This is a genomic window from Variovorax sp. P4_B11 (genome assembly GCF_056402355.1).
Window position 1 is genome coordinate 13,358 of sequence record NZ_JBFUHO010000032.1, and the last position, 26,997, is coordinate 40,354.

The 26,997-nt window shown below is 68.9% G+C and carries 25 protein-coding genes and 1 pseudogene; 11 read left to right on the top strand and 15 right to left on the bottom strand.

All coding sequences use genetic code 11. The features are described 5' to 3' along the window. The first annotated feature begins 11 nt into the window (after nucleotides 1-11). Genes AC1DYD_RS24750 through AC1DYD_RS24765 form a run of 4 tightly spaced genes read left to right on the top strand, consistent with a single transcriptional unit; the run spans nucleotide 12 to nucleotide 4,047 of the window. Entirely contained in the window at nucleotides 12-1,070 is a 1,059-nt protein-coding gene (locus tag AC1DYD_RS24750) for an ABC transporter permease (RefSeq protein ID WP_478175473.1), read from the top strand. Then, nucleotides 1,064-1,870 carry an ABC transporter ATP-binding protein gene (locus tag AC1DYD_RS24755; protein WP_478175407.1) on the top strand — a complete coding sequence of 269 codons (807 nt, stop codon included), beginning with the start codon at nucleotides 1,064-1,066 and terminating at the stop codon, nucleotides 1,868-1,870. Before AC1DYD_RS24750 ends, AC1DYD_RS24755 begins: the two co-directional genes overlap by 7 nt. Nucleotides 1,871-1,895: 25 nt before the next feature. Beyond that, nucleotides 1,896-3,053 carry a c-type cytochrome gene (locus AC1DYD_RS24760; protein ID WP_478175408.1) on the top strand — a complete coding sequence of 386 codons (1,158 nt, stop codon included), beginning with the start codon at nucleotides 1,896-1,898 and terminating at the stop codon, nucleotides 3,051-3,053. Between the two features lie 37 nt (nucleotides 3,054-3,090). After that, on the top strand, nucleotides 3,091-4,047 hold the full coding sequence (locus AC1DYD_RS24765) for an ABC transporter substrate-binding protein (RefSeq protein ID WP_478175409.1): 957 nt from the start codon (nucleotides 3,091-3,093) through the stop codon (nucleotides 4,045-4,047). 29 nt (nucleotides 4,048-4,076) lie between these two features. On the opposite strand, the gene AC1DYD_RS24770 is transcribed toward AC1DYD_RS24765, so the two are convergent. Beyond that, entirely contained in the window at nucleotides 4,077-4,664 is a 588-nt protein-coding gene (locus AC1DYD_RS24770; RefSeq protein ID WP_478175410.1) for a cysteine dioxygenase family protein, read from the bottom strand. Between the two features lie 19 nt (nucleotides 4,665-4,683). Beyond that, the gene (locus AC1DYD_RS24775; RefSeq protein ID WP_478175411.1) at nucleotides 4,684-5,913 is read right to left on the bottom strand and encodes an MFS transporter; all 1,230 of its coding nucleotides are present in this window, start codon (nucleotides 5,911-5,913) and stop codon (nucleotides 4,684-4,686) included. 119 nt (nucleotides 5,914-6,032) lie between these two features. Here AC1DYD_RS24775 and AC1DYD_RS24780 point away from each other — a divergent pair, with 119 nt between their 5' ends. Next, nucleotides 6,033-6,959, top strand: a complete 927-nt coding sequence (locus AC1DYD_RS24780; RefSeq protein ID WP_478175412.1) for a LysR family transcriptional regulator — start codon at nucleotides 6,033-6,035, stop codon at nucleotides 6,957-6,959. A 30-nt stretch (nucleotides 6,960-6,989) separates the two neighbouring features. Here the strand turns inward: AC1DYD_RS24780 and AC1DYD_RS24785 are convergent, their stop codons facing one another. Then, complete coding sequence (locus AC1DYD_RS24785) at nucleotides 6,990-7,721, bottom strand: gamma-glutamylcyclotransferase (RefSeq protein WP_478175413.1); 732 nt, start codon at nucleotides 7,719-7,721, stop codon at nucleotides 6,990-6,992. A 240-nt stretch (nucleotides 7,722-7,961) separates the two neighbouring features. Next, on the bottom strand, nucleotides 7,962-9,488 hold the full coding sequence (locus tag AC1DYD_RS24790; protein WP_478175414.1) for a CoA-acylating methylmalonate-semialdehyde dehydrogenase: 1,527 nt from the start codon (nucleotides 9,486-9,488) through the stop codon (nucleotides 7,962-7,964). Between the two features lie 120 nt (nucleotides 9,489-9,608). On the opposite strand from AC1DYD_RS24790, the gene AC1DYD_RS24795 reads away from it, so the two are divergent. Next, nucleotides 9,609-10,565, top strand: a complete 957-nt coding sequence (locus AC1DYD_RS24795; protein ID WP_478175415.1) for a LysR family transcriptional regulator — start codon at nucleotides 9,609-9,611, stop codon at nucleotides 10,563-10,565. A gap of 12 nt (nucleotides 10,566-10,577) precedes the next feature. Here AC1DYD_RS24795 and AC1DYD_RS24800 read toward each other — a convergent pair whose 3' ends face one another. From AC1DYD_RS24800 to AC1DYD_RS24810, 3 genes and pseudogenes are all read right to left on the bottom strand, one after another. Continuing rightward, the gene (locus AC1DYD_RS24800; RefSeq protein WP_478175416.1) at nucleotides 10,578-10,913 is read right to left on the bottom strand and encodes a hypothetical protein; all 336 of its coding nucleotides are present in this window, start codon (nucleotides 10,911-10,913) and stop codon (nucleotides 10,578-10,580) included. 314 nt (nucleotides 10,914-11,227) lie between these two features. After that, a pseudogene (locus tag AC1DYD_RS24805) lies at nucleotides 11,228-11,658 on the bottom strand (hypothetical protein); the annotation flags it as partial. A gap of 42 nt (nucleotides 11,659-11,700) precedes the next feature. Continuing rightward, entirely contained in the window at nucleotides 11,701-12,267 is a 567-nt protein-coding gene (locus AC1DYD_RS24810; RefSeq protein WP_478175417.1) for a hypothetical protein, read from the bottom strand. Between the two features lie 299 nt (nucleotides 12,268-12,566). On the opposite strand from AC1DYD_RS24810, the gene AC1DYD_RS24815 reads away from it, so the two are divergent. Continuing rightward, nucleotides 12,567-13,418, top strand: a complete 852-nt coding sequence (locus AC1DYD_RS24815) for a LysR family transcriptional regulator (RefSeq protein ID WP_478175418.1) — start codon at nucleotides 12,567-12,569, stop codon at nucleotides 13,416-13,418. A gap of 143 nt (nucleotides 13,419-13,561) precedes the next feature. On the opposite strand, the gene AC1DYD_RS24820 is transcribed toward AC1DYD_RS24815, so the two are convergent. The 8 genes from AC1DYD_RS24820 to AC1DYD_RS24855 all read right to left on the bottom strand — a co-directional run bounded on the left by AC1DYD_RS24820 (nucleotide 13,562) and on the right by AC1DYD_RS24855 (nucleotide 21,828). Next, entirely contained in the window at nucleotides 13,562-14,599 is a 1,038-nt protein-coding gene (locus AC1DYD_RS24820) for an L-idonate 5-dehydrogenase (protein ID WP_478175419.1), read from the bottom strand. Nucleotides 14,600-14,622: 23 nt separating this feature from the next. Beyond that, nucleotides 14,623-15,903, bottom strand: coding sequence for a TRAP transporter large permease (locus AC1DYD_RS24825; protein WP_478175420.1), 1,281 nt, complete (start codon nucleotides 15,901-15,903; stop codon nucleotides 14,623-14,625). Beyond that, on the bottom strand, nucleotides 15,900-16,472 hold the full coding sequence (locus tag AC1DYD_RS24830; protein WP_478175474.1) for a TRAP transporter small permease: 573 nt from the start codon (nucleotides 16,470-16,472) through the stop codon (nucleotides 15,900-15,902). The genes AC1DYD_RS24825 and AC1DYD_RS24830 overlap by 4 nt, the downstream gene beginning before the upstream one ends. A gap of 79 nt (nucleotides 16,473-16,551) precedes the next feature. Next, entirely contained in the window at nucleotides 16,552-17,592 is a 1,041-nt protein-coding gene (locus tag AC1DYD_RS24835) for a TRAP transporter substrate-binding protein (RefSeq protein ID WP_478175421.1), read from the bottom strand. A 50-nt stretch (nucleotides 17,593-17,642) separates the two neighbouring features. Next, nucleotides 17,643-18,791, bottom strand: coding sequence for a galactonate dehydratase (gene dgoD, locus AC1DYD_RS24840; RefSeq protein ID WP_478175422.1), 1,149 nt, complete (start codon nucleotides 18,789-18,791; stop codon nucleotides 17,643-17,645). 10 nt (nucleotides 18,792-18,801) lie between these two features. Next, nucleotides 18,802-20,049 carry an enolase C-terminal domain-like protein gene (locus AC1DYD_RS24845; protein WP_478175423.1) on the bottom strand — a complete coding sequence of 416 codons (1,248 nt, stop codon included), beginning with the start codon at nucleotides 20,047-20,049 and terminating at the stop codon, nucleotides 18,802-18,804. 13 nt (nucleotides 20,050-20,062) lie between these two features. Further along, nucleotides 20,063-21,031 (bottom strand): tripartite tricarboxylate transporter substrate binding protein, encoded by a 969-nt coding sequence (locus tag AC1DYD_RS24850; RefSeq protein WP_478175424.1) that lies wholly within the window; start codon nucleotides 21,029-21,031, stop codon nucleotides 20,063-20,065. Between the two features lie 26 nt (nucleotides 21,032-21,057). Then, nucleotides 21,058-21,828: an SDR family oxidoreductase gene (locus AC1DYD_RS24855; protein WP_478175425.1), complete on the bottom strand. Its 771-nt coding sequence runs from the start codon at nucleotides 21,826-21,828 to the stop codon at nucleotides 21,058-21,060. A gap of 224 nt (nucleotides 21,829-22,052) precedes the next feature. Between AC1DYD_RS24855 and AC1DYD_RS24860 the strand changes: the two genes are divergently transcribed. The 4 genes from AC1DYD_RS24860 (at nucleotide 22,053) to AC1DYD_RS24875 (ending at nucleotide 26,993) form a co-directional block, all read left to right on the top strand. Beyond that, entirely contained in the window at nucleotides 22,053-22,859 is an 807-nt protein-coding gene (locus AC1DYD_RS24860; protein WP_478175426.1) for a GntR family transcriptional regulator, read from the top strand. 185 nt (nucleotides 22,860-23,044) lie between these two features. Next, complete coding sequence (locus AC1DYD_RS24865) at nucleotides 23,045-24,070, top strand: HlyD family secretion protein (protein ID WP_478175427.1); 1,026 nt, start codon at nucleotides 23,045-23,047, stop codon at nucleotides 24,068-24,070. Further along, nucleotides 24,070-25,842 carry an ATP-binding cassette domain-containing protein gene (locus AC1DYD_RS24870; protein WP_478175428.1) on the top strand — a complete coding sequence of 591 codons (1,773 nt, stop codon included), beginning with the start codon at nucleotides 24,070-24,072 and terminating at the stop codon, nucleotides 25,840-25,842. The genes AC1DYD_RS24865 and AC1DYD_RS24870 overlap by 1 nt, the downstream gene beginning before the upstream one ends. Continuing rightward, nucleotides 25,839-26,993 carry an ABC transporter permease gene (locus tag AC1DYD_RS24875; RefSeq protein ID WP_478175429.1) on the top strand — a complete coding sequence of 385 codons (1,155 nt, stop codon included), beginning with the start codon at nucleotides 25,839-25,841 and terminating at the stop codon, nucleotides 26,991-26,993. The genes AC1DYD_RS24870 and AC1DYD_RS24875 overlap by 4 nt, the downstream gene beginning before the upstream one ends. Nucleotides 26,994-26,997: the final 4 nt, after the last annotated feature.

Sequence of the window (26,997 nt, forward strand, 5' to 3'; positions counted from 1 at the left end):
CGGCCGCAAACATGCTCGACGCACCGCGGCCTCCGTCTGCGCCGTCACGCGTGCACGCCCGACGGGGCGCGCGAACCGACGCCACGCCGGCCGTGCTGCCCGAGCCCGCCGTCTCCGGCGTCTGGCGCACCGGCATCGTCGCGGCAGCCGCCTGGCTGGCACTCGGGGTGCTGACCGTCTATTGGCCCAATCGCGAAGTCGGCTTCAGCGACTGGAATTTCACGCGCGAGTTCGGGCTCGCCGCCATCGGGGTCGCGGCGGGGCTGCTGGCGGTGGCGCTGCTCGGCGTCCGCGCCGGGCGGATCGGCCGCAAGCTGCGCCCGGCCGGCCAGTGGCTCGTCGCCGCACCCGTCTTGCTCGCGCTGTGGGAGGTGCTCACGGCCAAGCTCGGCCTGCTGCCGCCGCCCTTCTTCGCGCCGCCGCAAAGCCTGCTCGACGTCGCCATCGAGGACTGGCGCCGGCTCGGCCTGTCGACCGCGCATTCGCTGCGGCTGTTGGCGCACGGCTTCGTGCTCGGCGCGCTGGTCGGCTTCGCCACCGGCGTGTGGATCGGCTGGTCGCGCATCGCGGGCTACTGGGTGCATCCGCTGCTGCGCTTCCTCGGGCCGGTGCCGGCGTCGGCGCTGCTCCCGCTGGCCTTCTTCTTCGCGCCCTCGAGCTACGCCGCCGCGGTGTTCCTGGTCGCACTCGCGACCTTCTTCCCGGTGGCGGTGCTGAGCTGGTCGGGCGTGGCATCGGTCAACAAGAACTACTACGACGTGGCGCGCACGCTCGGTGCGCCGGAATGGTTCCTGGTTCTGCGCGTCGCGGTTCCGGCGGCATTGCCTTCGGTCTTCGTCGGCCTCTTCATGGGGCTGGGCGCATCGTTCTCGGTGCTGGTCACGGCCGAGATGATGGGCGTCAAGGCCGGCCTCGGCTGGTACCTGCAATGGGCCCAGGGCTGGGCCGCCTACGCCAACATGTACGCGGCGCTGCTGGTGATGGCCGTGCTGTGCTCGGGGCTGATCACGCTGCTCTTCGCGGTGCGCGACCGTGCGCTCTCGTGGCAGAAGGGGACGGTCAAATGGTAGCAACGACGAGCGCCGCGGCAGCCCCGCCGACCGCGACCGCGAACGCCGGCGCCGGGATCGCCATCCGGAGCGTCAGCCACTGGTTCAAGCTGCCGACCGGCGTGCTGCAGGTGCTCGACGGCATCGACCTCGATGTGCGCCCGGGCGAGTTCGTCGCGCTGCTGGGGCCGAGCGGCTGCGGCAAGTCGACCCTGCTGCGGCTGGTGGCCGGGCTCGAGCCCGCGACCGCCGGCACGATCTCGCAGGACGGCGAGCCCATCACGCGGCCCGACCCTTCGCGCATCGTCGTCTTCCAGGACCCGACGCTCTATCCCTGGCGCAGCGTCTGGGACAACGTCGCGCTGGGCCTGCAGGCGCGCGGGCTGCTGAAGACGCAGCGCTCGCGCGTCGACGACGCGCTCCGGCGGGTCGGCCTCGGCGACTTCGCGAAGAGCTTCCCGCATCAGCTGTCTGGCGGCATGGCGCAGCGCGTCGCGCTGGCCCGGGCGCTGGTCAACGACCCGCGGCTGCTGGTGCTCGACGAGCCGCTGGGCAAGCTCGATTCGCTGACGCGGATCGCCATGCAGAGCGAACTGGTGAACCTCTGGCAGCGCGCCGGCTTCTCGGCGCTGCTGGTCACGCACGACGTCGAGGAGGCCCTGTTCCTGGCCCACCGCGTGGTCGTGCTGAGCGACCGGCCGGCACGCATCAGCGCCGAACTGGTGGTCGACCTGCCCTACCCCCGGCATCGCGGCCATCCACGACTGGCGGAACTCCGGCACGAGGCGCTGCGCCATCTCGGACTCGACGCCACATGGTAGGTGGGGCTCGCGCCCGGATCGAGCGATGAGCGCAGCGGGTGTCGAATGGCTGAATCCGCTGATCGGACTGCTAGAGGGGGCGCAATCGGGGCTGCTGCGCCTGCTGCACGGGCTCGGTGTCGCCGGCGCCAGCCACGGCCAGCCGGCCTGGCCGTGGGCGCTGCGCCTGTCGGGCGAGAACCTGCTGATCGACCTCGGGCAGGCGCGGCGGCTGGCGTTGACACTGGCGGTGCTCGCGCTGGCCGTGCCGATCGTCGCGATCGCGTGCTTCTGGCGGCGCCGGCGCTGGATTCTGGTTGCGGTGGTGCCGCTGCTGCTGGTCCTCGCGCCGTGGCCGGCCGCGCAGGTGGTGCTGGTGCCCGCCTATCCGACGAGCTTTCATCGCTCGCCCACGGGCTTCAGCGCCGAGTCCATCGCGCGCGGGCGCACGCTCTACGCGGCGCATTGCGCGGGCTGCCACGGCCTCGACGGGCGAGGCCAGGGTGCCCTCGCCGCCACGCAGCCGGTGTGGCCCCCGGACCTCGCCGGGCCCCTGCTGTGGCAGCGCGCCGACGGCGACCTGCTGTGGCACGTGCGCCATGGCACGACCGATCGGCACGGCCGCACGACCATGCCGGCCTTCGCGCAGTTGACGGACGGCGATGCCTGGGCGCTGATCGACTTCATGAAGGCCCAGGGCGCGGGCCAGAGCCTGCGTGCCACCGGTGCCTGGCGCCAGCCGATCGGCCTTCCCGACGCCGTCGTCCGATGCGAGGGCCGCGAACCGCGCCGGCTCGCGAGCTGGCGCGGACAGCGGGTGCGCATCGTCGCGGCCGGCGCGGCGTCGGAGCCGCTAGAGGACCCCCGCCTGGTCACCATTCGTCTCCGCCCGGCTGGCGACGGCGTGCCGACGCCCATGACCGGGTGCATCGTCGAATCATCCTCCGCGTGGGATGCGTTCGCACTGATCGCCGGCACCGACCCGATGGACGGCACGCAACTGCTCGCGGACCGCGATGGCTGGCTGCGCGCGCGCAGCACGCCGGGCGAAGCCGGCTGGTCGGAAGACGACCTTCTGTGCCGCACCGACACCGGCGCGCAACGCACAAAGGGCGACACGCCGCGCGCCGACGGCCTCGGCGCGCTGATCGCGCGCATGGATGCCGAGCCGGTGCGCTTCCTCAAGGGCGGCTTCGTTCACTGAAGCCGCTCGCTATTTACAACTCTCGAGGATTTCCCTCATGACACACCCCTCGCGCCGCCAATTCGTGGCCCACACGCTCGCCGGCGCCGCGGCGATCGCCTGGCCGACCCCTTTCCTGCATGCGCAAACGCGCCCCGTTCTCAAGGCCGGCGACCAGAAGGGCGGACTGCGTGCGCTGCTCGAAGCCGCGGGTGAACTGGAAGCCCTGGGCTACGACATCCAATGGTCGGAGTTCCCCGCCGCGGCACCGTTGGCCGAGGCGCTCAATGCCGGGGCCGTCGACTCGGGCCCGATCGGCGATGCGCCGCTCGTCTTCGCCCTCGCGGCGGGCACGCGCGTCAAGGCCATCGGTGCCAACCGCTCCGACGCCTACGGCACGGCCGTGCTGGTGCGGCCCGATTCGCCGCTGAAGACGGCGGCCGATCTCAAGGGCGGGAGCATCGCCACCAACCGCGGCTCGATCGGCCACTTCGTCACGCTCAAGGCCATCATCGCCGCCGGCCTCCGCCCGGAAGACGTGACCCTGCGCTTCCTCGCACCCGCCGATGCCAAGCTGGCATTGACGCAGGGCTCGGTCGATGCCTGGGCCACCTGGGAGCCGTACACCGCGCTGGCGGAAACGAGCCGGCATGCGCGCGTGCTGGTGAGCGGACGGGGCCTGCTGCCGGGACTCAGCTACCTGGCCGCAACCGACGCAGCGATCGCCGCCAAGCGGCCGGTGCTGCAGGACTTCCTGCAGCGCGTGGTGAAGGCCCAGGCCTGGTCGTACCGTCATGTCGACGCCTTCTCGGCCACGCTCGCGAAGATCATCGGCATCCCGCCCGAGGCCGCGAAGCGCCAGTTCGAGCGCCGCCAGCAGCGGTGGGTGCCCATCGACGCGCAGGTGATCGCCGACCAGCAGCGCACCGCGGACTTCTATCACCAGGTGGGCCTGATCAGGCAGCCGCTGGATGTGCGCCCGACCTTCGACACCGGCTTCGCGACCGGGGCCTGATCCGGCCGGCCGGCCACCGGCCTGCCGCTTCAGCGATCCAGCAGGTTGGCAACGCCGGCATTCGCGTAGCCGGAGACGAAGGGCTTGCGCTGCCCGTCGCCGGTGAACACGCTGCGCTGGACGGTGCCGATGTTGCCGCCATAGACGTGCACGCTGACCGACACCCGGTCATCGAAGGCGTTGCTCACGCGATGGATGTCGCCGACCGTGGGCGAGACGGCTTCCACCTGGCCCGGCACGAGCCGAACAGGCTCGCCCTGCGGCGCCGGAACTCCGTCCTGCATCGCGTAGGACTGCGCATTCTCCGCACCTCGCAGCATGCCCACGAGCCCCCAAACCGTGTGGTCGTGCACCGGCGTCGCCTGGCCTGGACCCCAGACGAAGGACACCACCGAGAAGCGTTCGGCCGCGTCCAGGTGCAACAGGTACTGCTGGTAGTACTGCGGATGGGGGCATGCATATTCGGGCGGCAGCCAGTCGTCGGTGGCGACGAGACGAGCGAGCAGCAAGCCGCCCTCGCGCAGGATGCGAGGCTCCTCGGGCTGCTGTTCGAGCAGTGCCGTCAGTGCCGACACGAAATCTCGAAGCGGGGCCAGTGCGGGCGTGGTGTTTGGCATGGCCGACGATGTTAGCAAGCTAGCGCAGCCGCCGGGGAAACAGGCGCACCGCCAGCGCGCCCACGCCCGATGCCGTCGCCAGCGCGGTCACACCCATCCAGCCCCAGGACGGCAGCAGCAGCGCCGCCAGGGCGGAGCCCGCGGCCATGCCGATGAACATGCCCGTGAACAGCACCGCGTTGAGCCGGCTGCGCGCCGCGGGCTCGATACCGTAGACGATGGTCTGGTGCGCGATCAGCGTGGCCTGCACGCCGAGGTCGAAGCCGATCGCGCTGGCGGCCAGCAGCCACAACTGGGCGGAGGACGACAGGACCGGCATCAGCGCCATGGCCGCGAACGACAGCACGACCAGCCCGGCGCCGAGGCGGGTCACGCGTTCGGGCCCGCGGCTGTCGGCCAATCGACCGGCCAGCGGCGCGGCCAGCGCACCGGCGGCGCCGGCCAGCCCGAAGGCACCGGCCGCGGCACTGCCGAGATGGAAGGGCGCGCCGTGCAGCATCACGGCCAGGGTCGACCAGAAGGCGCTGAAGCCGATCGCCAGCAGGCCCTGCGCCAGCGTCGCCCGACGCAGCGCGCCATGGCGCCGCCACAGCGCGGCCAGCGAGCCCAGCAACGCGCCATAGGCCAGTTGCGTGGTGGGCCGGAAGCGGGGCAGACCGCGCCAGGCCGCAGCGCCGATCAGCGCGATGCTGGCCGCCGCCACCACGAACATCGCGCGCCAGCCGAAGTGCTCGGCCACGAAGCCGCTCACCACGCGCGACAGCAGGATGCCCAGCAGCAGCCCCGTCATCACCATGCCGACCACCTTGCCGCGATGCGACTCGGGTGCCAGCGTGGCGGCGGCGGGAACGATGTCCTGTGCCAGGGTGGCGGCGAGGCCGATCGCCAGGCTGGCCACCAGCAACAGCCCGATGCCCGGCGCGGCACCGGCCAGCAGCAGGGCCGCGCACAGCGCCGCCGCCTTCGCGAGGATGATGCGGCGGCGGTCGAAGCGGTCGCCGAGCGGCGCCAGCAGCAGGATGCCGAGCGCATAGCCCAGCTGCGTCAGCGTCGGCACGAAGCCGACCGTGCGGGTCGAGGCGCCGATGTCGGCGCCCAGCACGCCGAGCATCGGCTGGCTGTAGTAGATCGACGCCACCGCGAGTCCGGCGCCGGTGGCCAGCAGCAGGACCAGCGAAGCCGGCACTTGCCGGGGCGCCTGAAGGACGTCGCGGGCCGCGTTGGCATGCACTGCTTGAATGGAAGACATGGTGAAAACCCTTGATTTCTTGGATGAACTGGAGTTTGAACGCCATCGAATTCCTTTGGTAGCCGCCGAGAGCGCACAACAGTTATACGATTCACGCATACAACAATACGTCTCCAGCCATGCCACCGCCCGCACGCCCCACGTCCATCGCCGCGCCATCCGACCGCATCGAGCTGATGAAGACCTTCGTGCAGATCGTCGAGGCAGGGAGCCTGTCGGCCGCGGCGGCGCAGATGCGGACCACGCAGCCCACGGTCAGTCGCCGGTTGCAGGCACTCGAGCGCCTGCTCGGGGTGCGGCTGCTGCGCCGCTCCACGCACGCGATGAAGCTGACCGAGGACGGCGAGCGCTGTGTCGAGCGCGCCAGGGAGCTGATCGAGAGCTGGCAGGCGTTCGAGTCGGACCTGCGGGGCGACGAGGACGATCCCGAAGGCATGCTGCGCGTGGTGGCGCCGCACGCCTTCGGCCAGCAGTTGCTGGTCGGGCCGCTGGCCGACTACATCCGCCGCTATCCGCGGGTCAGCGTCGAATGGCTGCTGCACGACCGGCGGCCCGACTTCATTGCCGAGGGCGTCGACTGCGCGATCCAGGTCGGCGAAGTGAACGACCTGGGTGTCGTCGCCATCAAGCTCAGCGAAGTGCCCCGCATCGTGGTCGCCGCGCCCTCGGTGCTGCAGGGCTCAGCCGCGCCGACGCATGCCCGCGAGCTCGCGGGGCTGCCCTGGCTCGCGCTGCGCACCTTCTACCGCACCGAGATCCTGCTGTCGCACGTGCGCAGCGGCGAGAGCTGCCGCGTGGCCCTGCGCCCGCGCCTGAGCACCGACAGCCTCTACGCCTTGCGCAGCGCCGCCGTGATGGGCATGGGCGTGTGCGTGGGGTCGACCTGGCTGCTGGCCGAGGACCTGGCGCAAGGCCGCCTGGTCCAGCTGGCACCCGAATGGCAGGCTGCCGCCCTGCCGGTGCATTTGGTCTATCCGCAAGCGCGGCTCCAGCCGCCGAAGCTGAAGCGCTTCATCGAGTCGATGCGCTTCCAGTGGCCGACGTAGGCGGGAACGCTCGGCATCGGAGCCGGCGGCTCAACTCTCGACGGCCGCGCGCACCTGTTGCAGCAGCGTCCCGACGTACGGGTCCTCGATCGCCAGCGCCTGCAGCTGCGCCGCCAGTTGTTCCAGGTAGTCGCGATTGGTGCCCAGCACGCCTGTACCCCGGGCGATGCATGCAGCGGTCTGCTCCAGCGGGCATTCGCCGACGTGGTCGGGGTGCCGGTCGTTCGCCGCGAACACCAGCGCCGTGACCGTGCCCTGCGGCGTCTGCACCGGCAGCAGCGCCGGCGCGTAGCCGCCGCGAATCATCTCGCGCCGCCACAGGATCGCCGACTCGGCGTCGGCGCATGCCGCGTCGATGCGGAAGGCCAGGCCTTGGCAGTCGCCATCGCCGGGCTCCAGCGACAGCATCAGTCCGGGGTACTCGGGCGAGCCGCGGCCGATCGTCGCCCGGATGCTGAAGCGCCGCCGATGACCGGCCAGCGTCGCCAGCCGGATCTCGGCGAATCGGAACGCCGGATCCCACATCAGCGATCCGTAGCCGTAGACCCAGAGGTCGCGGGCGCCGACCGTTGCGCCGATGACCTCGCGCCGCGATGCTTCCAGCGCCTCGTCGGTCCAGCGCCAGTTGGCCGTTCGGCCAAGACCGCGCGCGCGCGCATCCCAGGCTGCCATGACCGCCGGCGTGGCGCGCAGCTCGGATCGCTCGGGTGGCGTGATCCGCCCACGCAGGCGGGGAACATGGACAAAGGCATCAGGGGTCATCGACTGCTCCTGGAGAGCGCCGGTCCCGGCGCGGCGAACTCCAATTCTTCTTGAACCTCAAGAATGTGACAGTGAAGCACATCCGGACATCCCGGAAGTTTGACGCACATCAAGAGCGGTGGTCGGGACTTTCTCAAGCACGAGATCGAGGAGCAGTTCACGGCCGTCGCGGGCGAGATGGTCCGTCGCAAGAAGTAGGGTGCCGGCGGGTGCGCGCCACCGCCGGCCGGAGGACGTCCGCTACATGGCCGTTGGCATGACGAACTCGGCGCCCTTGCCGATGCTCTCGGGCCAGCGCTGCATGATCGACTTCTGCTTGGTGTAGAAGCGCACGCCTTCCTCGCCGTAGGCGTGCATGTCGCCGAACAGGCTCTTCTTCCAGCCGCCGAAGCCGTGCCAGGCCATCGGCACCGGGATCGGCACGTTGATGCCCACCATCCCGACCTGGATGCGCCGGCTGAACTCGCGCGCCACGTTGCCGTCGCGCGTGAAGCAGGAAACGCCGTTGCCGAACTCGTGCGCGTTGATCAGGTCCACCGCCTCCTTCAGGTCGTGCACCCGCACGCAGGACAGCACCGGCCCGAAGATCTCTTCCTTGTAGATGCGCATCTCGGGGGTCACGTGGTCGAACAGCGTGCCGCCCATCCAGAAGCCGTCGCCGCAGCCTTCGCCCGCGGCATTGCCGTCGAAGCCGCGGCCGTCGACGACGAGCTTGGCGCCTTCCTTTTCGCCCTGGGCGATGTAGCCCGTGATGCGCTCGTGCGCCGCACGCGTGACGATCGGACCCATCTCGGCGGCCAGGTTGGTGCCGTTGAGCACCTTCAGCGTCCTGGCCCGCTCGGTCAGCAGCGGCATCACCTTGTCGGCCACGTCGCCCACCAGCACCGCCACCGAGATCGCCATGCAACGCTCGCCGGCCGAGCCGTAGCCCGAGCCGATCAGCGCGTCCACGGTCTGCTCGATGTCGGCATCGGGCATCACCACCATGTGGTTCTTGGCGCCGCCGAGCGCCTGCACGCGCTTGCCATGGCGCGCTCCGGTTTCATAGATGTAGTTGGCGATCGGGGTCGAGCCGACGAAGCTGATCGCCTTCACGTCGGGGTGCTCGATCAGCGCGTCGACCGCCTCCTTGTCGCCCTGCACGACGTTGAAGACGCCGTCGGGCAGGCCGGCCTCCTTGAGCAGTTCGGCCATGCGCAGCGACGCGCTCGGGTCGGTCGGGCTGGGCTTGAGCACGAAGGTGTTGCCCGCGGCGATGGCCACCGGGAACATCCACATCGGCACCATCACCGGAAAGTTGAAGGGCGTGATGCCGGCCACCACGCCCAGCGGCTGGCGCAGGGTCCAGTTGTCGATGCCGGTGGAGACCTGGTCGGTGAAGTCGCCCTTGAGCAGCTGCGGGATGCCGCAGGCGAATTCGACGATGTCGATGCCGCGCGTGACCTCGCCCTGGGCGTCGGTGAAGACCTTGCCGTGCTCGGCGGTGATCAGGTGGGCCAGCTCGTCCTTGTGCTTGTTCAGCAGCTCGAGGAACTTGAACATCACGCGGGCGCGCCGGATCGGCGGCGTGTCGGCCCAGGCCGGGAAGGCGGCCTGCGCGGCCGCCACCGCGGCATCCACGTCGGCGCGGTTGGCCAGGGCCACGCTGCCGGTCACCCGCCCTGTCGCGGGATTGAAGACATCCTGCGACCGGGACGAACCGCCGGCGGCAGGACGGCCTGCGATGAAGTGGGCGATGGCGGCGGGAGCGCGGGATTGGACTGTCATGGTCTGCCGGTGGCGTTGATTGTGGGAAACGGAAGCGAACGCCACAGTCTAGGAACGCCGGATGCGTCTGCCAAGGCTCGCCGCCTGAATTCATTGTTCAATTTGATGAACAATGGATGCATGGAAGACCGAAATGTCGAATCGCTCTGGACCCACGTGCACTGGCTCGTCGTGCTCGGCCAGCAAGGCAGCTATACCGCCGCGGCGGCCCGCCTGGGCGTGAGCAAGGCCTCCGTGAGCCACAACATCGCCGAACTCGAACGCTCCGCCGGGGTGGCACTGGTGCGCCGGACGACGCGCAGTGTGCGACTCACCGAAGCCGGGCAGCGCCTCGCCGACGAGACCCGCGAGCCCTATGAGCGCATCGCCCACACCTTCGCCAGCGTGCGCGACCTGGCGGGGTCGCCGCGCGGGCTGCTGCGCGTGACGGCGCCGGTCGCGCTGGCGCGCCAGCAGCTCGTGCCGCGCATCGCGGGCTTCCTGCGCGCGAATCCGCAAGTGCGGCTGGAGCTCGACCTCTCCGATCGGCTCAGCTCGCTGGCCATGGAAGGCTTCGACCTTGCGATCCGGCATGCCGCGGCGGTGCCCGACACCCATGTCGCCTGGAAGCTCTGCGAGACGAGATCGGTGCTCGTCGCCAGCCGGGCCTACCTGCGGCACCGCAGCGCGCCAGCCGAGCCCGCCGACCTGGGCGCGCACGACTGCCTCTACTACCCGCGTGCCCATGACGTCCCGACCTGGACCTTCCAGTCTGAACGGCGCGGCGCTTCAGAGCGCGTCACGGTGCCGATCGCCGGGCCCCTGGCGGCCAACAACAGCGAGGCGCTGCGCGACGCCGCGATGACGGGGCTGGGCATCGCGCTGCTGCCCGACTTCAGCGCCCAGTCGGCCCTGAAGACCGGCCGCCTGGTCAGGGTGCTGCCGCGATGGACGCCGGTCGGGACCTTCGCCGAGCATCTCTACGCGATCCGCCCCTATGCGAGCCATGTACCGCTGGCCGTCACCGCGTTCGTGCAGTTTCTGCGCGACGCGTTCAAGGACGGGTTCCAGCAGTTCGATGAGGGAGGTGGTCTGTGATGCTTTGCAGCATCAAGGCGCGCGGATCACATCGGAGGTGATGCCGTTCTCGTCGACCGTGCAATTGAACGGCCGCGCCTGACCGGCCACGCTCAGCGTCACGATGTAGTAGCCGTCCTTCATGGTCTGCTGGTCGCTGATCGGCGTGACGCTGTCGCGCGGCACCTTGAGGTAGCGCGAGACCGCATCGATGCAGCCGGTGCGCGATACCTGCGGCGACATGAAGCCGCCGAAGATGGCCGGCGGCTTGTAGCCATCGATGGTGGCCGGCGGCGTGCGGGGGGCACAGGCGACGACGGACAGGCTGGCGCAGGCGATAAGGGACGCGCGGACGCGATGGATGTTCACTGGACCTCTCCTCGAGATTGATACTGATACATGGGCGCCTCGTCAGCCCCGCGGCCCCGGCACGCCACCCGGCGAAGCGATGGACGGCAATTCGGAACCGATCGAGCAAGCGAGAGCGTGAGAATAGGCGCAATCTCCCGCCCATGCAGCTTCCCGAAAGGGAAGCAGACGCGTCCGGCCGCTGCGGATCGCTTGGACGAACGCTCGAACCCCTGGCGCCAGGACCGGCAGGAAGCTGATTTCCCGGCGTTCCGGATGCTGGTACAACCCGGATGCCGCGCCATCGCGGTCGGCGTGCGCCGCAGCGTTACCGGTCATGGCCACAGCATCACCGCGCAGACCGTGGACACGACCAGACCGGTGAGGACCGGAAACAGCAAGGCTCGCACGGCGGCAAGCACCGGCACCCGCGCGAAGCCGGCCACCGCATCAGCGAGGACCACGCGATCAGCGTGCCGCCGCCGGTCCACACGGCGCCCATCTGGCCGACCGCGGCCAGCGTCGCCGGGTCCATGCCGGCGGCGGCCGGCGCCAACGCCCCGGACAAGGTACCGGTGAGCGGCAGTCCCGCGAAGCCGGAGCCGTCGATGCCGGTGATCATTCCGACCAGCAGCACCCCGAAGGCGACGAAGGTGTGATTGGGCGGGATCAGGTGCTGGGCGCTCTGGATCAGCTCGAACAGCAGGTGCGGCGGCTTGGCGTCCGCCGCCATGCCGAGGATCGGGCCTGCGGTCTCGCCGGCGCCCGCTCGAGGGATCGCCGCGGCAGCCGCCGACGGGAGAGGCCGCTATTCGCCCCTGCGCCGGGAGACCAGCCGCCGCAGCGCGGCGCGCACCCCGGGCCTGTCCGCCACGCCGACGGTGATCGGCCGCGCGCGATAGAGCGCGCGCTGTTCCTCGAGCACGATGCGCAGCGCCGCCATGCTGGATTCGCTGTAGACCCAGACGCCCGAGACCACGAACTGCCACGGCAGCGCGTCGGCCTTGGGCCGGATCTGGACGTTGACGGCGCCGATGCGGTCCATCGTCTCCACGCGCGCGGCCGCTTGCTGGACGCCGCCGCCCAGGAGGCTCACCTCCCGCGCGAAGGCAAAGCTGATGGCCTGCACCTGGTGGAAGTGCTCCGAGATGAAGGCGCAGATCTCGAGGAACACCAGCCGCCCGATGTGCCGCTGCTCCTCGCGTACGACCCGGGTCGGTTCGAAGTGCTCGATGTGGATTTCCGTGCCGGCGCCGGAAACCGGCACGGGGTCCAGCGTTCCGAGCAGAACGTTGGCATCGTAGACATGCATGGGCTGACCGAGCTGGTAGGGCGCAGCTCCGGGCCCGGTGATCCGGAGTTTCTTGAAAGTCATGAAGGACTTCGCCGGTCGCGCCCGAGGCCTATTCCCCGGCGCGTCCGGACGCTGTTGCCTTTCGCTCCGACTTTAAGAGCGCCGGGGAACCGATCGTTGCAGGCCCGGGAAGTTATCGCGACGAACTTGACATAGTTCACGCTATTGGGAAGCAATCCGGCCGGGTTAGGGCCTGTTCACACTATTTCCGGGGATCGCGGAAATAGTGTGAACAGGCCCTAGCCTCCGGGGCACTTTCCGGGTTGCCCGGCAACGACGCGCGCATCCGTCGAAAGTGCATTCACAATGGCACGATGCGCATGGAATGGAGCGACCTGCGGATCTTTCTGGCCATTGCGAAGGAAGGCTCGCTGGGCGCCGCTGCGCGCAAGCTCGGGCAGAGCCAACCCACTGTGGGACGAAGGCTCCGTGCGCTCGAGGAGGCCATTGGACAGCCGCTGTTTCAGCGAACGGACGATGGCTTCGTTCTGACCGACGAAGGCGCCTCGGTGCTGCCCCGGGCCGAGCGAATCGAGGCGGAGACTTTCGCACTCCAGCGTGAACTCTCGGGCAAGGATCCGGAACTCGAGGGCGTGATCCGCCTCTCGTCCTCTCACTGGTTCGGCGAGCACATTCTCACGCCGGTGCTGACCGAATATGCGGCGCTTCAACACGGCGTGGTGGTCGAACTGATCACGAGCGCGAGGGCCTACAGCCTCCAGCGACGCGAGGCGGACCTGGTATTTCGGGTCTACCCGTTCGACGATGCGGAGGTCGTGTCCCGTCGACTGATGACCATCCCCTACGCGGCCTACATCAGGGCAGGCACCAGACACCCGAGCGCAGGCGACGGCACCGGGACGGCCCTCGTCACGATGGACATGACCCTCGGCGCCACGCCCGATGCGGTCTGGCTGAAAGGAATCCTTCCGAACGCCACGGTGACTGCACGAAGCAACAATCGCGACGTTCAGGCGAGGATGTGCGCACTGGGCGCAGGCCTGGCCGTGCTGCCTCGCCCACTCGGCGATTCGATGGCCCAGCTGGAGCGGGTCGATCTCGGCGACGAGCCACCGAACCGCGACACCTGGCTGGGCTATCACCGCGACATGCGACGCCAGGAACGACTGCACGTGCTGCTCGACCTGCTGATCGCGCGCCTGGCGAACTGAGCATGAGCAGGCGCCCGGTCACGAAGCCGCTCGGCGTCGATGCGAGGCAGAGCACCGACTGCGCGACCTCGCCCGGCGTGCCATGGCGCTGCAGCGCAATGACCTGGCCGAAGAACTCGCCCGCGTCGCGCGGGGCGTGGCGTTCAGTCGAAGTTCAGCAGCACCTTCATGGCCTGCGAACGATCCGCGGCCAGCGCGAATGCGCGCGCCGAATCGCGATACGACAAGGTGGCAGAGATCAGCGGCTTGACGTCCACCAGGCCCTTGTTGAGCAGTTCGACGGCCGTGGCGAATTCCTGGTGGAAGCGAAAGACGCCGCGCAGGTCGAATTCCTTCGCGACGATCGTGTTGATCGGCAGGCTCATTTCGCCACCGCTCAGCCCGAGCTGCACGATGATGCCGCGAGGCCACAGGACGTCGAAGGCAGCGCGCAGCGCGCGTTCGTTGCCGCTGGCCTCGAAGAGCACGTCGAACTGACCTTTTTCTGCGCCGAAACGACGCAGCCCTTCCGGATCGTCGGCGACATTGACCACCTCGTCGGCCCCGACCTTGAGCGCCTTGCTCAAGGGGTGGGCACCCACGTCGGTGGCCACGATATGGGTCGCTCCCGCGCGCCGCGCCGCGATGATGGCGAGAGCGCCGATCGGTCCGCATCCCGTGACGAGCACCTTCTTGCCCAGCAGCGACCCCGCCCGTTGCACGCCGTGCAGCGCGACCGACAGCGGTTCCGCCATTGCGCCCTCGCCGTCGCTCAACCGATCCGACAGCAGATGCGCCTGGCGAGGCTCCACCACGATCTGCTGGCGAAACGCCCCCTGCACATGCGGCGTGCGCATCGCGCTGCCGTAGTAGCGCATGTCCAGGCAGTGGTTCTGCAGGCCCTCCTGGCAGAAGCGGCACAGCCCGCAGGGCCGGCTCGGACTGACGGCAATGCGCTGGCCGGCCGCGAAGCCGGTCACCTCGCTCCCGATGGCCTCGATCACGCCCGCCACCTCGTGGCCCAGCACCATCGGCTCCTGGATGCGCACGGCGCCGAAGCCGCCGTGCTGGTAGTAGTGCAGGTCCGAGCCGCAGATGCCGCCGCAGCGCACGCGCACGAGCAGCTGGCCCGCTCCGAGCGCCGGTGTCGGCACTTCCTCGACGCGCAGGTCTCCGGGTGCGTGGATCACGAGAGCTTCCATTTCACTTCCTCCTTGGATTGAATTCAACGCGTCATCATGCGAAGCGGCCACATCACGATCTCCGGGAAGACCACCAGCAGCAGCATCACCAGGGTCTGCGCGATCATGAAAGGCATCACGCCGCGGATGGCGCCGCTCATCGGAATCCTGGCGACGCCGCAGACCACGTTGAGCACCGTGCCCACGGGCGGCGTGACCAGCCCGATGGCGTTGTTCATGATGAACAGCACGCCGAAGTACACGGGATCGATGCCGGCCTGCTTGAGCACCGGCATCAGCACCGGCGTCATGATCAGCACCGTCGGCGTGAAGTCCAGCGCGGTGCCGACCACGAGGACCAGCATCATCAGCGCAAAGGTCAGCAGCATCTTGTTGCCCATCAGCGGCTCGACCAGCGCGGCCAGCTGCTGCGGGATGTCCGCGGTCGTGATGAGCCAGGCCGACACGCCCGCGGCCGACACCAGGAACATGATCACCGCGGTGGTCTCGGCCGCGCGGTAGAAGAGGCGAAAGAGATCCGAAGGCTTGATCTCGCGGTACACCACCAGCCCGACGAAGAGCGAATAGACCGCCGCGATCACCGCGGCCTCCGTGGGCGTGAAGATGCCGATCTTGAGGCCGCCGACGATGACCACCGGCAGCACCAACGCCCACAGCGCCTCGCGGGTCGCGAGCCTGCGCTCGGCCATCGTTCGCTTCGGCTCGACCTTGACCTTGTCGCGGCCGATCGACCAGCGCCAGGCCAGCATGATCGCCAGGCCCATCAGCACGCCCGGCACGATGCCGGCGATGAACAGCTTGGTGATCGAGACCCCGCCGGTCACGCCGAAGAGGATCATGCCGATCGACGGCGGGATCACCGGCGCGATGATGCCGCCGCAGGCGATCAGTCCGCAGGAGCGGTTCACGTCGTAGCCGGCGTTGCGCATCATGGGGATCAGCACCGAGGCCAGCGCCGCCGTGTCGGCCACCGCCGAACCCGAGAGCGAAGCCATGATGACCGCGGCGACCACCGCCACGTAGCCGAGGCCGCCCCGGATGTGCCCCACCCAGGACATGGCCATCATGATGATCCGCCGTGTCATGCCGCCCGCGTTCATGAACTCGCCGGCCAGCATGAAGAAGGGCACCGCCAGCAGCGGGAAGCTGTTGGCGCCGTCCCACATGTTCTGGACCACGATCTGCGGGTCGGTGACACCCAGGTAGAACATCATGCTGAGGCCGCAGCCGATCAGCGCGAAGGCCACCGGCATGCCCAGCGCCATGAGGCCGAGCAGCGAGGAGATGAAGACGAAGATGGTCATGGCCGGGCGCCTCCGCGTGCTTGTTGCTGTTCCATCTCGTGCTCGGCCTCGAGGGCCTCGGCCATCCCCTCCTCATGGACGTCGATCAGTTCGTCGTCGCCGACCTTGCCGGCGACCAGGCGCAGCAGGTTCACCAGGCAGATGAGGCCGATCGCGCCGCCCGTGAGGTAGCTCACGCCGAACACCCACAGCGTGCTGAGCTGCGCCACCGGCGACGAGGTGCCGGCCAGGATGTCGTGCTGCAGCCAGGTGCCGTAGACGATGTAGACGCAGCACACCAGCATGATCGCCTGGCTGATGCCCCAGCAGACCCGTCGTCCGAGCGCAGGCAGCGCCTGCACCAGCATGTCGACCCCCAGGTGCGCGCGCCGGCGCATGCCGACGATGGCGCCGAGGAAGGTCATCCAGACAAAGGCGTAGCGCGGTATTTCTTCCGACAGGTCGATGCCGGTGTTGAAGAACAGCCGCAGCAACACGTTGCCGAACACCATCACCAGCATGACCACCATGCAGGCGACCATCACGATTTCGAGCGCGCGCGTGAGCGCGTCGGCCAGACGCTTGAACATTGTTGCCACAACGGCCTCCAGGTTGAACGAATCGGCGGCGGCGGCCGGCCTCGCCCGGGCCGCCCGCCACCTTGCCGGCTCACTTGCCGGCCGAACGCACCTTGGCGATCTCGTCGTAGAAGCCCTTCACGAAGTCGTCGCCGATGAGGGGCGAGAACTTGGTCACCACGGGCTTGACCTTGTCCTGGATGCGCGCCAGCTCGGCCGGGCTCATGGTGTTGACCGTGACGCCGTCGGCCTTGAACTTGGCGATCACGTCGGCGTTGCCCTCGTCGAGCAGCTTGCGCTGGTAGAGGCCGGCCTCGACGGCGGCCTGCTGGATGCCGGCCTTGTCGGCGGGAGTGAGGGTGTCCCAGAACTTCCTGGACACCACCAGCGCCGACGGGGTGTAGACGTGGTTGGTGACGGAGATGTACTTCTGCACTTCCTGCATCTTGTTCGCGTACATGTGCAGCAGCGGGTTCTCCTGGCCGTCGAGCGCCTTGATCTCGAGCGCCGGGAATACTTCGGCGAAAGCCATCGGCACCGCGTTGGCGCCGATCGTCTTCCAGGTGTCGAGCGCCACCGGGTTGGCCATGACGCGGACCTTGAGACCGCTCACGTCCTCCAGCTTGGTGACGCTGTGCTTGCTGTTGGAGAGATTGCGAAAGCCCATGCCGGTCCAGGTCAGGCCGACCAGGCCCGAGGGCTCGATCTTCTCGAAGATCTTCTTCGACGACGGGCCGTCGAGCAGCGCATAGACCTCGCGCTCGTTCTGGAACATGAAGGGCAGGTCCCAGATCTGCACTTCCTTCACGCGGGTGGACAGCGGCGCCAGGGTGCCGATGTAGAACTCCTGGGTGCCGGCCTGCACCGCCTGCAGTTCCTTCTCGTCGCTGCCGAGCACGCCGCTCGAGTAGGTCTGGATCTTGACGTTGCCCTTGGTGTAGGTGTTCGCCAGTTCGGCGAACTTCTTCATCGCCACCGACTGCGGGTGGCTGTCGGGCATGGCCTGCCCGAGCTTGGCCTTGACCTCGGCGACGGCGCAGCCGGAGGCCACGGCGAGGGCGGCCAGGGCCACCAGGGCGATGCGCCGGCTGCCGCGAAGCGATGTGCGAAGGGACGTGTGCTGGGTGTTCATGGGATGTCTCCGTCTTGGGGTGATTCGATGTCTGTGGGGCGCCGAAGCGGCTACCACTCGGCCACGCTGCCGTCCGCATGCCGCCACACCGGGTTGTGCCAGTCGGGCGGGTTGCGGCTCATGTGGATCACGCGCTCTTCGTCGACCTCGACGCCGAGGCCGGGCTTGGGCAGCGCATGGATGTAGCCGGCGTCGATGCGGAAGTCGTCCTTGTTGAGCACGTAGTCCAGCAGCTCGGCGCCGCGGTTGTAGTGGATGCCCATGCTCTGCTCCTGCAGCACCGCGTTGTAGGCGACGAAATCGACCTGCAGGCAGGCGGCCAATGCCACCGGCCCGAGCGGGCAGTGCGGCGCGAAGCCGACGTCGTAGGCCTCGGCCATCGATGCGATCTTGTGGCATTCGGTGATGCCGCCGGCGTGCGACAGGTCGGGCTGCAGGATCGAGATGCCGCCCGCCTCGAGCACCCGCTTGAACTCGAAGCGCGAGTACATGCGCTCGCCCGCGGCCAGCGGGATCGAGGTGCTCGCGGCCAGCCGCGCGTAGTGCTCGGCCTGCTCGGCCAGCACCGGCTCCTCGACGAACAACGGCCGGAAGGGCTCGAGTGCGCGCAGCAGCGGCTTGGCCATCGGCGCCGACACGCGGCCGTGGAAGTCGAGGCCGAAGCTCACGCGGGTGCCGAGCGCCTCGTGCACGCCGGCCACCTTGGCCACCGCGGCGTCGATGGCGCGTGGCGTGTCGAGCAGCGCCATCTCCTCGCAGCCGTTGAGCTTGAAGGTGTCGATGCCGCCTTCGAGCAGGCGCTCCATGTCCTCGACGATCTGCGCCGGCCGGTCGCCGCCGACCCAGCTGTAGACCTTCATGCGGTCGCGCACCTTGCCGCCGAGAAGATCGTAGACCGGCACGCCGAGCGCCTTGCCCTTGATGTCCCACAGCGCCTGGTCGATGCCGGCGATCGCGCTCATGAGGATCGGTCCGCCGCGGTAGAAGTTGCCGCGGTACATGGTCTGCCACAGGTCGTTGATGCGCGCGGGATCGCGGCCGATCAGGGTCTCGCCGAATTCGCGTACCGCGGCTTCCACGGTGAGCGCGCGGCCCTCGATCACCGGCTCGCCCCAGCCGCTGATGCCTTCGTCGGTCTCGATCTTCAGGAACATCCAGCGCGGTGCAACGCGGTAGGTCGTGAGGCGTGTGATCTTCATGGGGCAGGTCTCAAGGGGTCTGCAGGGTGCCGTCGACCCGCCGCGTCTGGGTCCAGGTCGTCACGCTGTTCTCGCAGGGAAATCGGCGTGCGGCCTCCTCGTCGATGTCGACGCCCAGGCCGGGCTTGTCGTTCGCATACACATAGCCCTGCCGGAACTCCGGCAGGCCCGGGAACACGTCGAGCAGCGCCTCACGGGGTCCTTTCAGCGCCTGGATCACGAAGTTGGGCGGCTCGGTCCCGGACCACTCCTGGACGCCGAAATTGCGCGCCGCGAGGTCGATATGGATGTTGGCCGCGTGCGCGAGCGGTGACATGTCGCCAGGCCCGTGCCACGCCGTGCGGACGCCGAACTGCTCGGCGAAGATCTGCAGCTTGCGGCCCGGCGTGATGCCGCCGATCTGGCTCAGGTGCACCCGGATGAAGTCGATCAGCCGCTCTGCAATCAGGAACTTCCACTCGAAGGGATTGTTGAAGAGCTCGCCCTGCGCCAAGGGGATGGTGGTCTTGCCGCGCAGCTGGCGCAGCCACTTGCCGTCTTCGAGCGGGATCGCGTCCTCGAGGAAGAACAGGTCGAACTGCTCCATGTCGCGCGCGAAGCGGATCGCGTCGACCGGCTGCAGGCGCTCGTGCACGTCGTGGCACAGCGAGATGTCGAAGCCGAGCTTGCCGCGAATGCCTTCGAACAGCTTGAGCGTGTCGCGCATGTATTTCCGGCTGTCGAGGTACACGCCCAGCGGTGCCCCGCCGGGCGCGCTCCCGGGCGCGGCCCCGAAGGCGCCGCCGCCGTAGCCGCCGCTCTGGCAGCGCACGTGGGTGATGCCCTGCGCCTGGTACTTGAGGATGTTGTCGCACAGCTCGCCGAGGTCGCGGCCGTCGGCATGGCGGTAGATCGGCACACCCTCGCGGACCTTGCCGCCGAACAGCTGGTAGAGCGGCATCCCGGCCATCTTGCCCTTGATGTCCCACAGCGCCATGTCGACGCCGGAGATGGCGTTGTTCTCGATCGGCCCGTTGCGCCAGTAGGCGTTCTGGTGCATCAGCTGCCACAGCTCCTCGATCGCCGTGGCATCGCGGCCGATGAGCAGCGGCCGCAGGTACTGCTCGACCAGGCACTGCACCGCCAGGTGGCGATAGGCGAAGGTGGCGCAGCCGAGGCCGTGCAGGCCGGGCTGGTTGGTATCGATCTTCACCACCACGAGGTTGATGCCCTCGGGGGCGGTCAGGATGACCTTGACGTCGGTGATGAGGGTTGCCATGCCGAGCGCCTTCTCACTTCTGGATGTTGAGACCGGCCAGCAGCTTCTTGAAGTAGCTCGACTGGCTGGCCATGAAGGCCTTGAACTGCTCGCCGTCCATGTAGGCGGGCTGGAGGTTGGCCTTCACGAGCGCATCGCGGAAAGCCGGGTCCTCGGCGGTCTTGCGCGTGACCTCGCGCAGCGTCTGGACCACGTCGGGCGGCGTGTCGAGCGGCACGCCCAGGCCGCGCCAGGTACCGACCACCAGGTCGGTGCCTTTTTCGGTGAAGGTCGGCACCTTGTCGTAGGGTGGCGGGAGGCGGCGGTCTGCCATCGAGATCAGCACGCGGACCTTGCCGGCCGCAACGAAGGAGCCGATCTCGGCCGGGCTCACGGCGATCGCGTCGACGTGCCCGCCGACCAGGGCCATCACGCTGGGCGCCGCGCCCTGGTAGGGCACGTGATTGAACTTCGTGCCCGTCTTTTCCTCGACCGCGGCGGCCGCCAGGTGCCAGATGGTGCCGCTGCCCGCATTGCCCATGGTCACACTGCCCGGCGCCTTTCGCGCGGCGGCCAGCAGGTCGTCGATCGACTGGTACGGCGATTCGGTGCGCACGGCGATCAGGCCCGGGTCGCCGTTGAGGCGACCCAGCGCAATGAAGTCGTTCGTCGTGACCTTGGTCATCCCGAGATGGGGAATGATCGCCAGCTCGGAGATCAGCACGCCCACCTTGTAGCCGTCGGGCGCCGAACGCTGCACTTCCGTCATGCCGATGCCGCCGCTCGCCCCGGGCTTGTTGCTCACGACGATCGGCTGGGCCATGTACTTCTTGGCCGTCTCGGCGAAGAGCCGCGCCATGACGTCTGTGCCGCCGCCGGCCGAAGAGGGCACGACCATTTCGATCGGATGGTTCGGATAGTCGGCCGCGGCGGCCGCCCATCCGGCATGCGATGCGGCGAGCGCGAGAAGGGAGGCGGTCAGTGCCGCGCGGAGCTGCTGCATGGTTTGTCTCCTGGAGGTGAGAGGTGTCAGAGCACGGCCAACATGCCGCCGTCGACGTAGACGATCTGTCCGTTCACGTAGTCGGACGCGGCCGAGGCGAGGTACACCGCGGTGCCGCCCAGTTCGTCGGGCCGGCCCCAGCGCCGGGCCGGCGTGCGCCCCTTGACCCAGGCATCGAAACTCGGGTTCTCGATCAGCGCGGTATTCATCTCGGTCGCCATGTAGCCGGGTCCGATCGCATTGGCCTGGATGCCGTGCTCGGCCCACTCGGCGGCCATGGCGCGGGTCAGCATCTTGATGCCGCCCTTGGCTGCGGTGTAGGGCGCCACGGTGGCGCGCGCCGCCTCGCTCGTCAGGGAGCCGATATTGATGATCTTGCCGCCGCGCTTGCGCGCGATCATCCGGCGGGCCGCTTCGCGCCCGACCAGGAAGGCGCTCGTCAGGTTGGTCCGCAACACGCTGTCCCACTCGGCGAGCGTCAGGTCGACCAGCGGCTTGCGCAGCTGGATGCCGGCGTTGTTGACCAGGATGTCGACCGCGGTGTCCGCCGCATCGAGCCGGGCGAAGGCCTCGCAGACCGCCGCTTCGTCGGTGACATCGAACGCCACCGCGACGACGTCATGACCCTTGGCGCGCAGTGCATCGGCGCTGCGCTGCAGGCGATCCCGATCCACGCCGTTGAGAACCAGCCTGGCGCCAGCTTGTGCCAGCGCCTCGGCGATGGCGAGGCCCAGACCGCGCGACGAGCCGGTGACCAGGGCGGTGCGACCGGAGAGATCGAACAATGGATGCGTCATGAACTGTGCGCCGGAAATGAAAGCGATGCGGAAGAATATCGTGATATTTCACCAAAGTTCTGCAGGTTTTCCCCTAGTACATTTTTCGGCCGAGCGCGCCATGAACCAGGACTCGTTCCCTGGATAACGGAGCAAAATGCCTGAGATGGCACTCAAATATCTGAGTGTGTTCAGTGACAATCGCCGGCCAGGCGCCCTCGTCCCACTGCATTTGAAGGTTCAGCATGGCATCGTCTCTCCGCCCCCGACCGCGCGTGGTCGCATCCGACGCCCTGGCAACGGATGCGCAGCGCCCGCGCAGTCCGGTGAATCTGTCCGATCAGGCCTATGAGCGCATCGAGGAACTGTTGGTCTGCTGCGAGTTGCGCCCGGGGCGCTTCCTCGCCACCCACGACCTTCAAAAGCTGGTCGGCTTCGGACGCACGCCGGTGTTGCAGGCCGTCAACCGGCTGGCCGCCGACACGCTGGTCGTCGTTGCGCCGCGGCACGGCCTCAGGATCGCGCCGGTCGACCTGACGCGTGACCGGGTGCTGCTGCGGCTGCGCCGCGACATGGAGCGGTTCGTGATCCGCCTGGCGACCGAGCGATCGGGCGCATCGCAGCGCAATCAGATGCTCCACCTGAAACGCCATCTGCTCGAGCACCGGGACCAGATCAATCTGGATCAGTTCAATCGGGTCGACCGGCGGATCGATCAGCTCTTTCTTGCCGCCGCCGGCGAGCCCTTCGTCGAGAGCACGCTGCGGCCGCTGCACACCATTTTTCGACGGCTGGGCTGGATCTATCACACCCAGACGGGGCGAGGCGTCAACCTCGACGACACCGTGGACGGCCATGTCGCGGTCATCGAGGCCGTGGCCGAAGGCCAGGTCGACAGCGCGATCGCCGCCTCCGACCGGCTCATGGATTTCGTCGAGGGCATGTTCGACGTGCTCGAGCGCGAGGTCTCGCCCACGATGCTGGATTGCAGCCTGGACATGCTGGACGGCACGTTCTCGAGCGTCCCGGTGCCTGCCCCCGTGGAAGGCTGAGCGCCAGGCCCCCCTCTCCAGGGTCGCGCAGGCCTGCCAGGACGGCCGGCAAGCGCAAACCACCGACGCCACGAGAATGCCTCCGATATCCCTCCGGCCATAGTTTGAATTTGAATTTCAATTTGATATCATTCCACCACTCACCCGCACAATCCTGCGCCGTCATCGGCGCGCGAGAGCAACCCATGAACAAGAAGCCCCTCCTTGCCGGCGCCATCGTCCTCGCCGCGGCGGCTGCCTTCGCGGCCTGGTACCTGAACCGCCAGCCCGCCGATGCGCACCAGCTGGTGCTCTACGGCAATGTCGACCTGCGCCAGGTGTCGCTGGCCTTCAACGGCAACGATCGCATCGCCAGGCTCGAGGTCCAGGAAGGCAACCGGGTGAAGACCGGCCAGGTGCTCGGCGAACTCGACACCCGCGCCCTGCAGCTGCAGGCGGCACAGGCCGAGGCCCAGATCGCCGGCCAGGCACAGGCGCTGCAGCGGCTCAAGGCCGGCAGCCGGCCCGAGGAAGTGGCGCAGTCGCGGGCCCAGGTCGCCGCCGCCCAGGCCGATGCCGAGCTGGCCCGCCAGCAGCTCGAGCGGCTGCAGGGGATCCGCCAGACCACCGCCGGCCGCGCGGTGAGCCAGCAAGACCTCGACGCCGCACAGGCGCGCCGCAAAGTGGCCGAGGCCCAGCTCGACAACGCCCGCAAGGCTCAGCAGCTGGTGGTCGCCGGTCCGCGCAAGGAAGACATCGCCCAGGCCCAGGCGCAGCTCGACGTCGCGACGGCGGCGCTCGCCGTGCTCCGCCACCAGCTGCAGGAAGCCCGGCTCATCGCGCCGATCGACGCGGTGGTCCGGGCGCGGCTGCTGGAGCCTGGCGACATGGCTTCGCCGCAGCGCCCGGTGTTCACGCTGGCGATCACCGATCCCAAGTGGGTGCGGGCCTATGTCGCCGAATCCGACCTCGGCCGCGTCAGGCCCGGCATGGCCGCCACGCTCTCGACCGACAGCCACCCGGGCGAGCCGCTCGCGGGCAAGGTCGGCTACATCTCCTCGGTGGCCGAGTTCACGCCCAAGACCGTGCAGACCGAGCAGCTGCGCAGCAGCCTGGTCTACGAGATCCGCGTACTGGCCGACGACCCCGGCGACCGGCTGCGGCTCGGCATGCCGGTGACGGTTCGGCTGGCGCTCGATGGCGACGCGGGCGACCCCGGGAGCGCACGCTGATGTCTTCCTCGGCGCCGGCGCTGGTCGGACGAGGCCTGCACAAGCGCTTCGCCCCGAAAGGCTCCGCCGAGGGCACGCTCGCGCTCGACGATGTGTCCCTCGAGATTCCGGCCGGCACGCTGGCGGCGCTGGTCGGGCCGGACGGCTCGGGCAAGACCACGCTGCTGCGGCTCGCGGCCGGCCTGATGCACGCCGACCAGGGGCATCTCGAGGTGCTCGGCATCGACGTGGCGAGCCGTCCGCAGGCGGTGCAGGACCGCATCAGCTACATGCCGCAGCGCTTCGGCCTCTACGAGGACCTCAGCGTGCAGGAGAACCTCGACCTCTACGCCGACCTGCATGGCGTCGACAAGGCGACCCGGCGCCAACGCTATGCGCGGCTGATGGCCATGACCGACCTGGGCCGCTTCACCTCGCGGCTGGCCGGCAAGCTCTCGGGCGGCATGAAGCAGAAGCTGGGGCTGGCCTGCACGCTGGTGCGCTCGCCCGAACTGCTGCTGCTCGACGAGCCCACGGTCGGCGTCGACCCGCTGTCGCGGCGCGAGCTCTGGGAGATCGTGCGGCAGCTGGTCGACGAGGAGCACTTGTCCGTGATCGTCAGCACCGCCTACCTCGACGAGGCCGAACGCTGCGCGCAGGTCTTCGTGCTGCACGGCGGCAAGCTGATCGCACAAGGCGCACCGGCACAGCTGCGCGACCATGCGAAGGGCCTCTGCTTCGTGACGACACCGCCTCGCGGCACGGCGCCGCGCACCTTGCAGGCCCGCCTGATCGATGCGCCCGCATCGATCATCGATGCCGTGCCGCAAGGTGGTGAAGTGCGCTTCATCCGCCGGCCCGACGCCGATGCCGCCGCCGTGGGGGCCCTGCTCGACGGTGCGCCGGCAGAGCCGGTGCCCGCACGCCTGGAGGACGGCTTCATGGTGCTGCTGCGTGCACGGCAAAAGACCGCAACCGCGTCGACCGTACACACGCCCGCGCGGGCGCCTCCGCCCGCCGCCGGCACGCAGGAGATCGTCATCCAGGTGAAGGACCTGGTGCGCCGGTTCGGCGACTTCACCGCCGTCGCGAGCACCAGCTTCGATGTGCGGCGTGGAGAGATCTTCGGCTTGCTCGGCCCCAACGGCGCCGGCAAGACCACCACCTTTCGCATGCTGTGCGGGCTGCTTCCAGCCAGCAGCGGCTTCCTGCAGGTGGCCGGCATGAACCTGCGCACCGCGCGCGCCCAGGCACGCGGGCGGATCGGCTACGTCTCGCAGAAGTTCGCGCTCTACGGCAACCTCACCGTCGCCGAGAACCTCCAGTTCTTCGGCGGGGCCTACGGCCTGCGCGGACAGCGGCTTCGCGATCGCATGCAGACGGTGCTGCAGCAGTTCGACCTGCTCGGCCAGGCGCATGCGACCAGCGGCCAGCTGCCCGGCGGCTTCAAGCAGCGCCTCGCGATGGCGACCGGCCTGCTGCACGAGCCGGAGATCCTTTTTCTCGACGAACCCACGAGCGGCACCGATCCGCTGGCGCGGCGCGAATTCTGGCGCCGCATCACGGCGCTGGCCGAGGCCGGCGTGACGGTGATCATCACCACGCACTTCATGGAAGAGGCGGAGTATTGCGACCGCATCGTGATCCAGGACGCCGGCAAGCTGCTGGCCATCGGCACCCCGCAGCAGGTGCGCGTGCAGGCGGGCAGCGCGCCGGACAGCCGGCTCAGCATGGAGGAGGCCTTCATCGACATCGTGACGCAGGCCCGCGACGCCGCGAGGGCTTCCCCATGACCGCGCCCGCCCGGCCTTCCGCCGGCCACGGCCGCTTCTGGCAACGGCTGATCGCGCTCACGCGCAAGGAGACGCGGCAGCTGGTGCGCGACCCGAGCAGCCTCGCGATCGGCATCCTGCTGCCGATCATCCTGATCCTGATCTTCGGCTATGGGCTCTCGCTCGACGTCAGGAACGCGCCGATGGCCGTCGTGCTCGAAGACAGCTCGCCCACCGCCGTGCAGGCCGTCTCCGGGCTCCAGCTCACGCCGTACATCTCGCCGGTCATGCTGGGCTCGATGCATGAAGCCGAGGCGCTGATGCAGCAGCGCAAGGTCGACGGCATCGTGCGCGTGCCCGGCGACTTCTCCCGCCGGCTCGCGGCCGGCGACGCCAGCATCCAGGTGATCGTGCACGGCGCCGATGCGAACAAGGCCGGCATCGTGCTGCGCTATGCGAGCGGCGCCCTGGCGCAGAACGCGCTGCGGCTGGCCGACCGCGGCGCTGTCGCGGCGCCCGGCGTCGGCGCCGTCACCATCGAGCAGCGGCTGTGGTTCAACGCCGCCAACACCAGCACCTGGTACCTCGTGCCGGGGCTGATCGTCCTCATCATGACGCTGGTCGGCGCCTTCCTCACCGCGCTCGTGATGGCGCGCGAATGGGAGCGCGGCACGCTGGAGGCGCTGTTCGTCACGCCCGTGCGGCCGGTGGAAATCCTGCTGGCGAAGATCATTCCCTACTTCGGCATCGGCATGGTCGGCCTGCTGCTGTGCCTGGTCGCCGCGCGCTTCCTGTTCGAGGTGCCGATGCACGGTTCGCTGATCGCGATCGTCGTCAGCGCGATGCTCTATCAGCTGGTCGCGGTGGCCGTCGGCCTGGTCATTTCCTCCGTCACGCGCAACCAGTTCCTCGCCAGCCAGGTGGCGCTGATCTCGAGCTTCCTGCCGTCGCTGATGCTGTCGGGCTTTCTCTTCGACCTGCGCAACGTGCCGACCGTCATCCGGATCGTGGGCCACGCGCTGCCGGCGACCTACTTCATGGAGCTGGTCCGTACGCTGTTCCTCGCGGGCAACGTGTGGTCGCTGATCTTCAGGAACTGCGCGATCCTGATCGCCTACGCGGTGGTGCTGCTCGGCGTCGCACGCTTCGTCACGCGCAAGAAGCTGGATTGAGGAT

Bases quoted from the DNA above. Each gene is read 5' to 3' on its own strand.
- AC1DYD_RS24850 (WP_478175424.1), bottom strand. From the start codon at position 21,031: ATGCAGCAGCTCCGCGCGGCACTGACCGCCTCCCTTCTCGCGCTCGCC.
- AC1DYD_RS24765 (WP_478175409.1), top strand. From the start codon at position 3,091: ATGACACACCCCTCGCGCCGCCAATTCGTGGCCCACACGCTCGCCGGC.
- AC1DYD_RS24830 (WP_478175474.1), bottom strand. From the start codon at position 16,472: ATGTTCAAGCGTCTGGCCGACGCGCTCACGCGCGCGCTCGAAATCGTG.
- AC1DYD_RS24755 (WP_478175407.1), top strand. From the start codon at position 1,064: ATGGTAGCAACGACGAGCGCCGCGGCAGCCCCGCCGACCGCGACCGCG.
- AC1DYD_RS24775 (WP_478175411.1), bottom strand. From the start codon at position 5,913: ATGTCTTCCATTCAAGCAGTGCATGCCAACGCGGCCCGCGACGTCCTT.
- AC1DYD_RS24810 (WP_478175417.1), bottom strand. From the start codon at position 12,267: ATGACTTTCAAGAAACTCCGGATCACCGGGCCCGGAGCTGCGCCCTAC.
- dgoD (WP_478175422.1), bottom strand. From the start codon at position 18,791: ATGAAGATCACACGCCTCACGACCTACCGCGTTGCACCGCGCTGGATG.
- AC1DYD_RS24870 (WP_478175428.1), top strand. From the start codon at position 24,070: ATGTCTTCCTCGGCGCCGGCGCTGGTCGGACGAGGCCTGCACAAGCGC.
- AC1DYD_RS24820 (WP_478175419.1), bottom strand. From the start codon at position 14,599: ATGGAAGCTCTCGTGATCCACGCACCCGGAGACCTGCGCGTCGAGGAA.
- AC1DYD_RS24815 (WP_478175418.1), top strand. From the start codon at position 12,567: ATGGAATGGAGCGACCTGCGGATCTTTCTGGCCATTGCGAAGGAAGGC.
- AC1DYD_RS24785 (WP_478175413.1), bottom strand. From the start codon at position 7,721: ATGACCCCTGATGCCTTTGTCCATGTTCCCCGCCTGCGTGGGCGGATC.
- AC1DYD_RS24780 (WP_478175412.1), top strand. From the start codon at position 6,033: ATGCCACCGCCCGCACGCCCCACGTCCATCGCCGCGCCATCCGACCGC.
- AC1DYD_RS24770 (WP_478175410.1), bottom strand. From the start codon at position 4,664: ATGCCAAACACCACGCCCGCACTGGCCCCGCTTCGAGATTTCGTGTCG.
- AC1DYD_RS24855 (WP_478175425.1), bottom strand. From the start codon at position 21,828: ATGACGCATCCATTGTTCGATCTCTCCGGTCGCACCGCCCTGGTCACC.
- AC1DYD_RS24875 (WP_478175429.1), top strand. From the start codon at position 25,839: ATGACCGCGCCCGCCCGGCCTTCCGCCGGCCACGGCCGCTTCTGGCAA.
- AC1DYD_RS24825 (WP_478175420.1), bottom strand. From the start codon at position 15,903: ATGACCATCTTCGTCTTCATCTCCTCGCTGCTCGGCCTCATGGCGCTG.
- AC1DYD_RS24760 (WP_478175408.1), top strand. From the start codon at position 1,896: ATGAGCGCAGCGGGTGTCGAATGGCTGAATCCGCTGATCGGACTGCTA.
- AC1DYD_RS24790 (WP_478175414.1), bottom strand. From the start codon at position 9,488: ATGACAGTCCAATCCCGCGCTCCCGCCGCCATCGCCCACTTCATCGCA.
- AC1DYD_RS24795 (WP_478175415.1), top strand. From the start codon at position 9,609: ATGGAAGACCGAAATGTCGAATCGCTCTGGACCCACGTGCACTGGCTC.
- AC1DYD_RS24835 (WP_478175421.1), bottom strand. From the start codon at position 17,592: ATGAACACCCAGCACACGTCCCTTCGCACATCGCTTCGCGGCAGCCGG.
- AC1DYD_RS24860 (WP_478175426.1), top strand. From the start codon at position 22,053: ATGGCATCGTCTCTCCGCCCCCGACCGCGCGTGGTCGCATCCGACGCC.
- AC1DYD_RS24845 (WP_478175423.1), bottom strand. From the start codon at position 20,049: ATGGCAACCCTCATCACCGACGTCAAGGTCATCCTGACCGCCCCCGAG.
- AC1DYD_RS24865 (WP_478175427.1), top strand. From the start codon at position 23,045: ATGAACAAGAAGCCCCTCCTTGCCGGCGCCATCGTCCTCGCCGCGGCG.
- AC1DYD_RS24750 (WP_478175473.1), top strand. From the start codon at position 12: ATGCTCGACGCACCGCGGCCTCCGTCTGCGCCGTCACGCGTGCACGCC.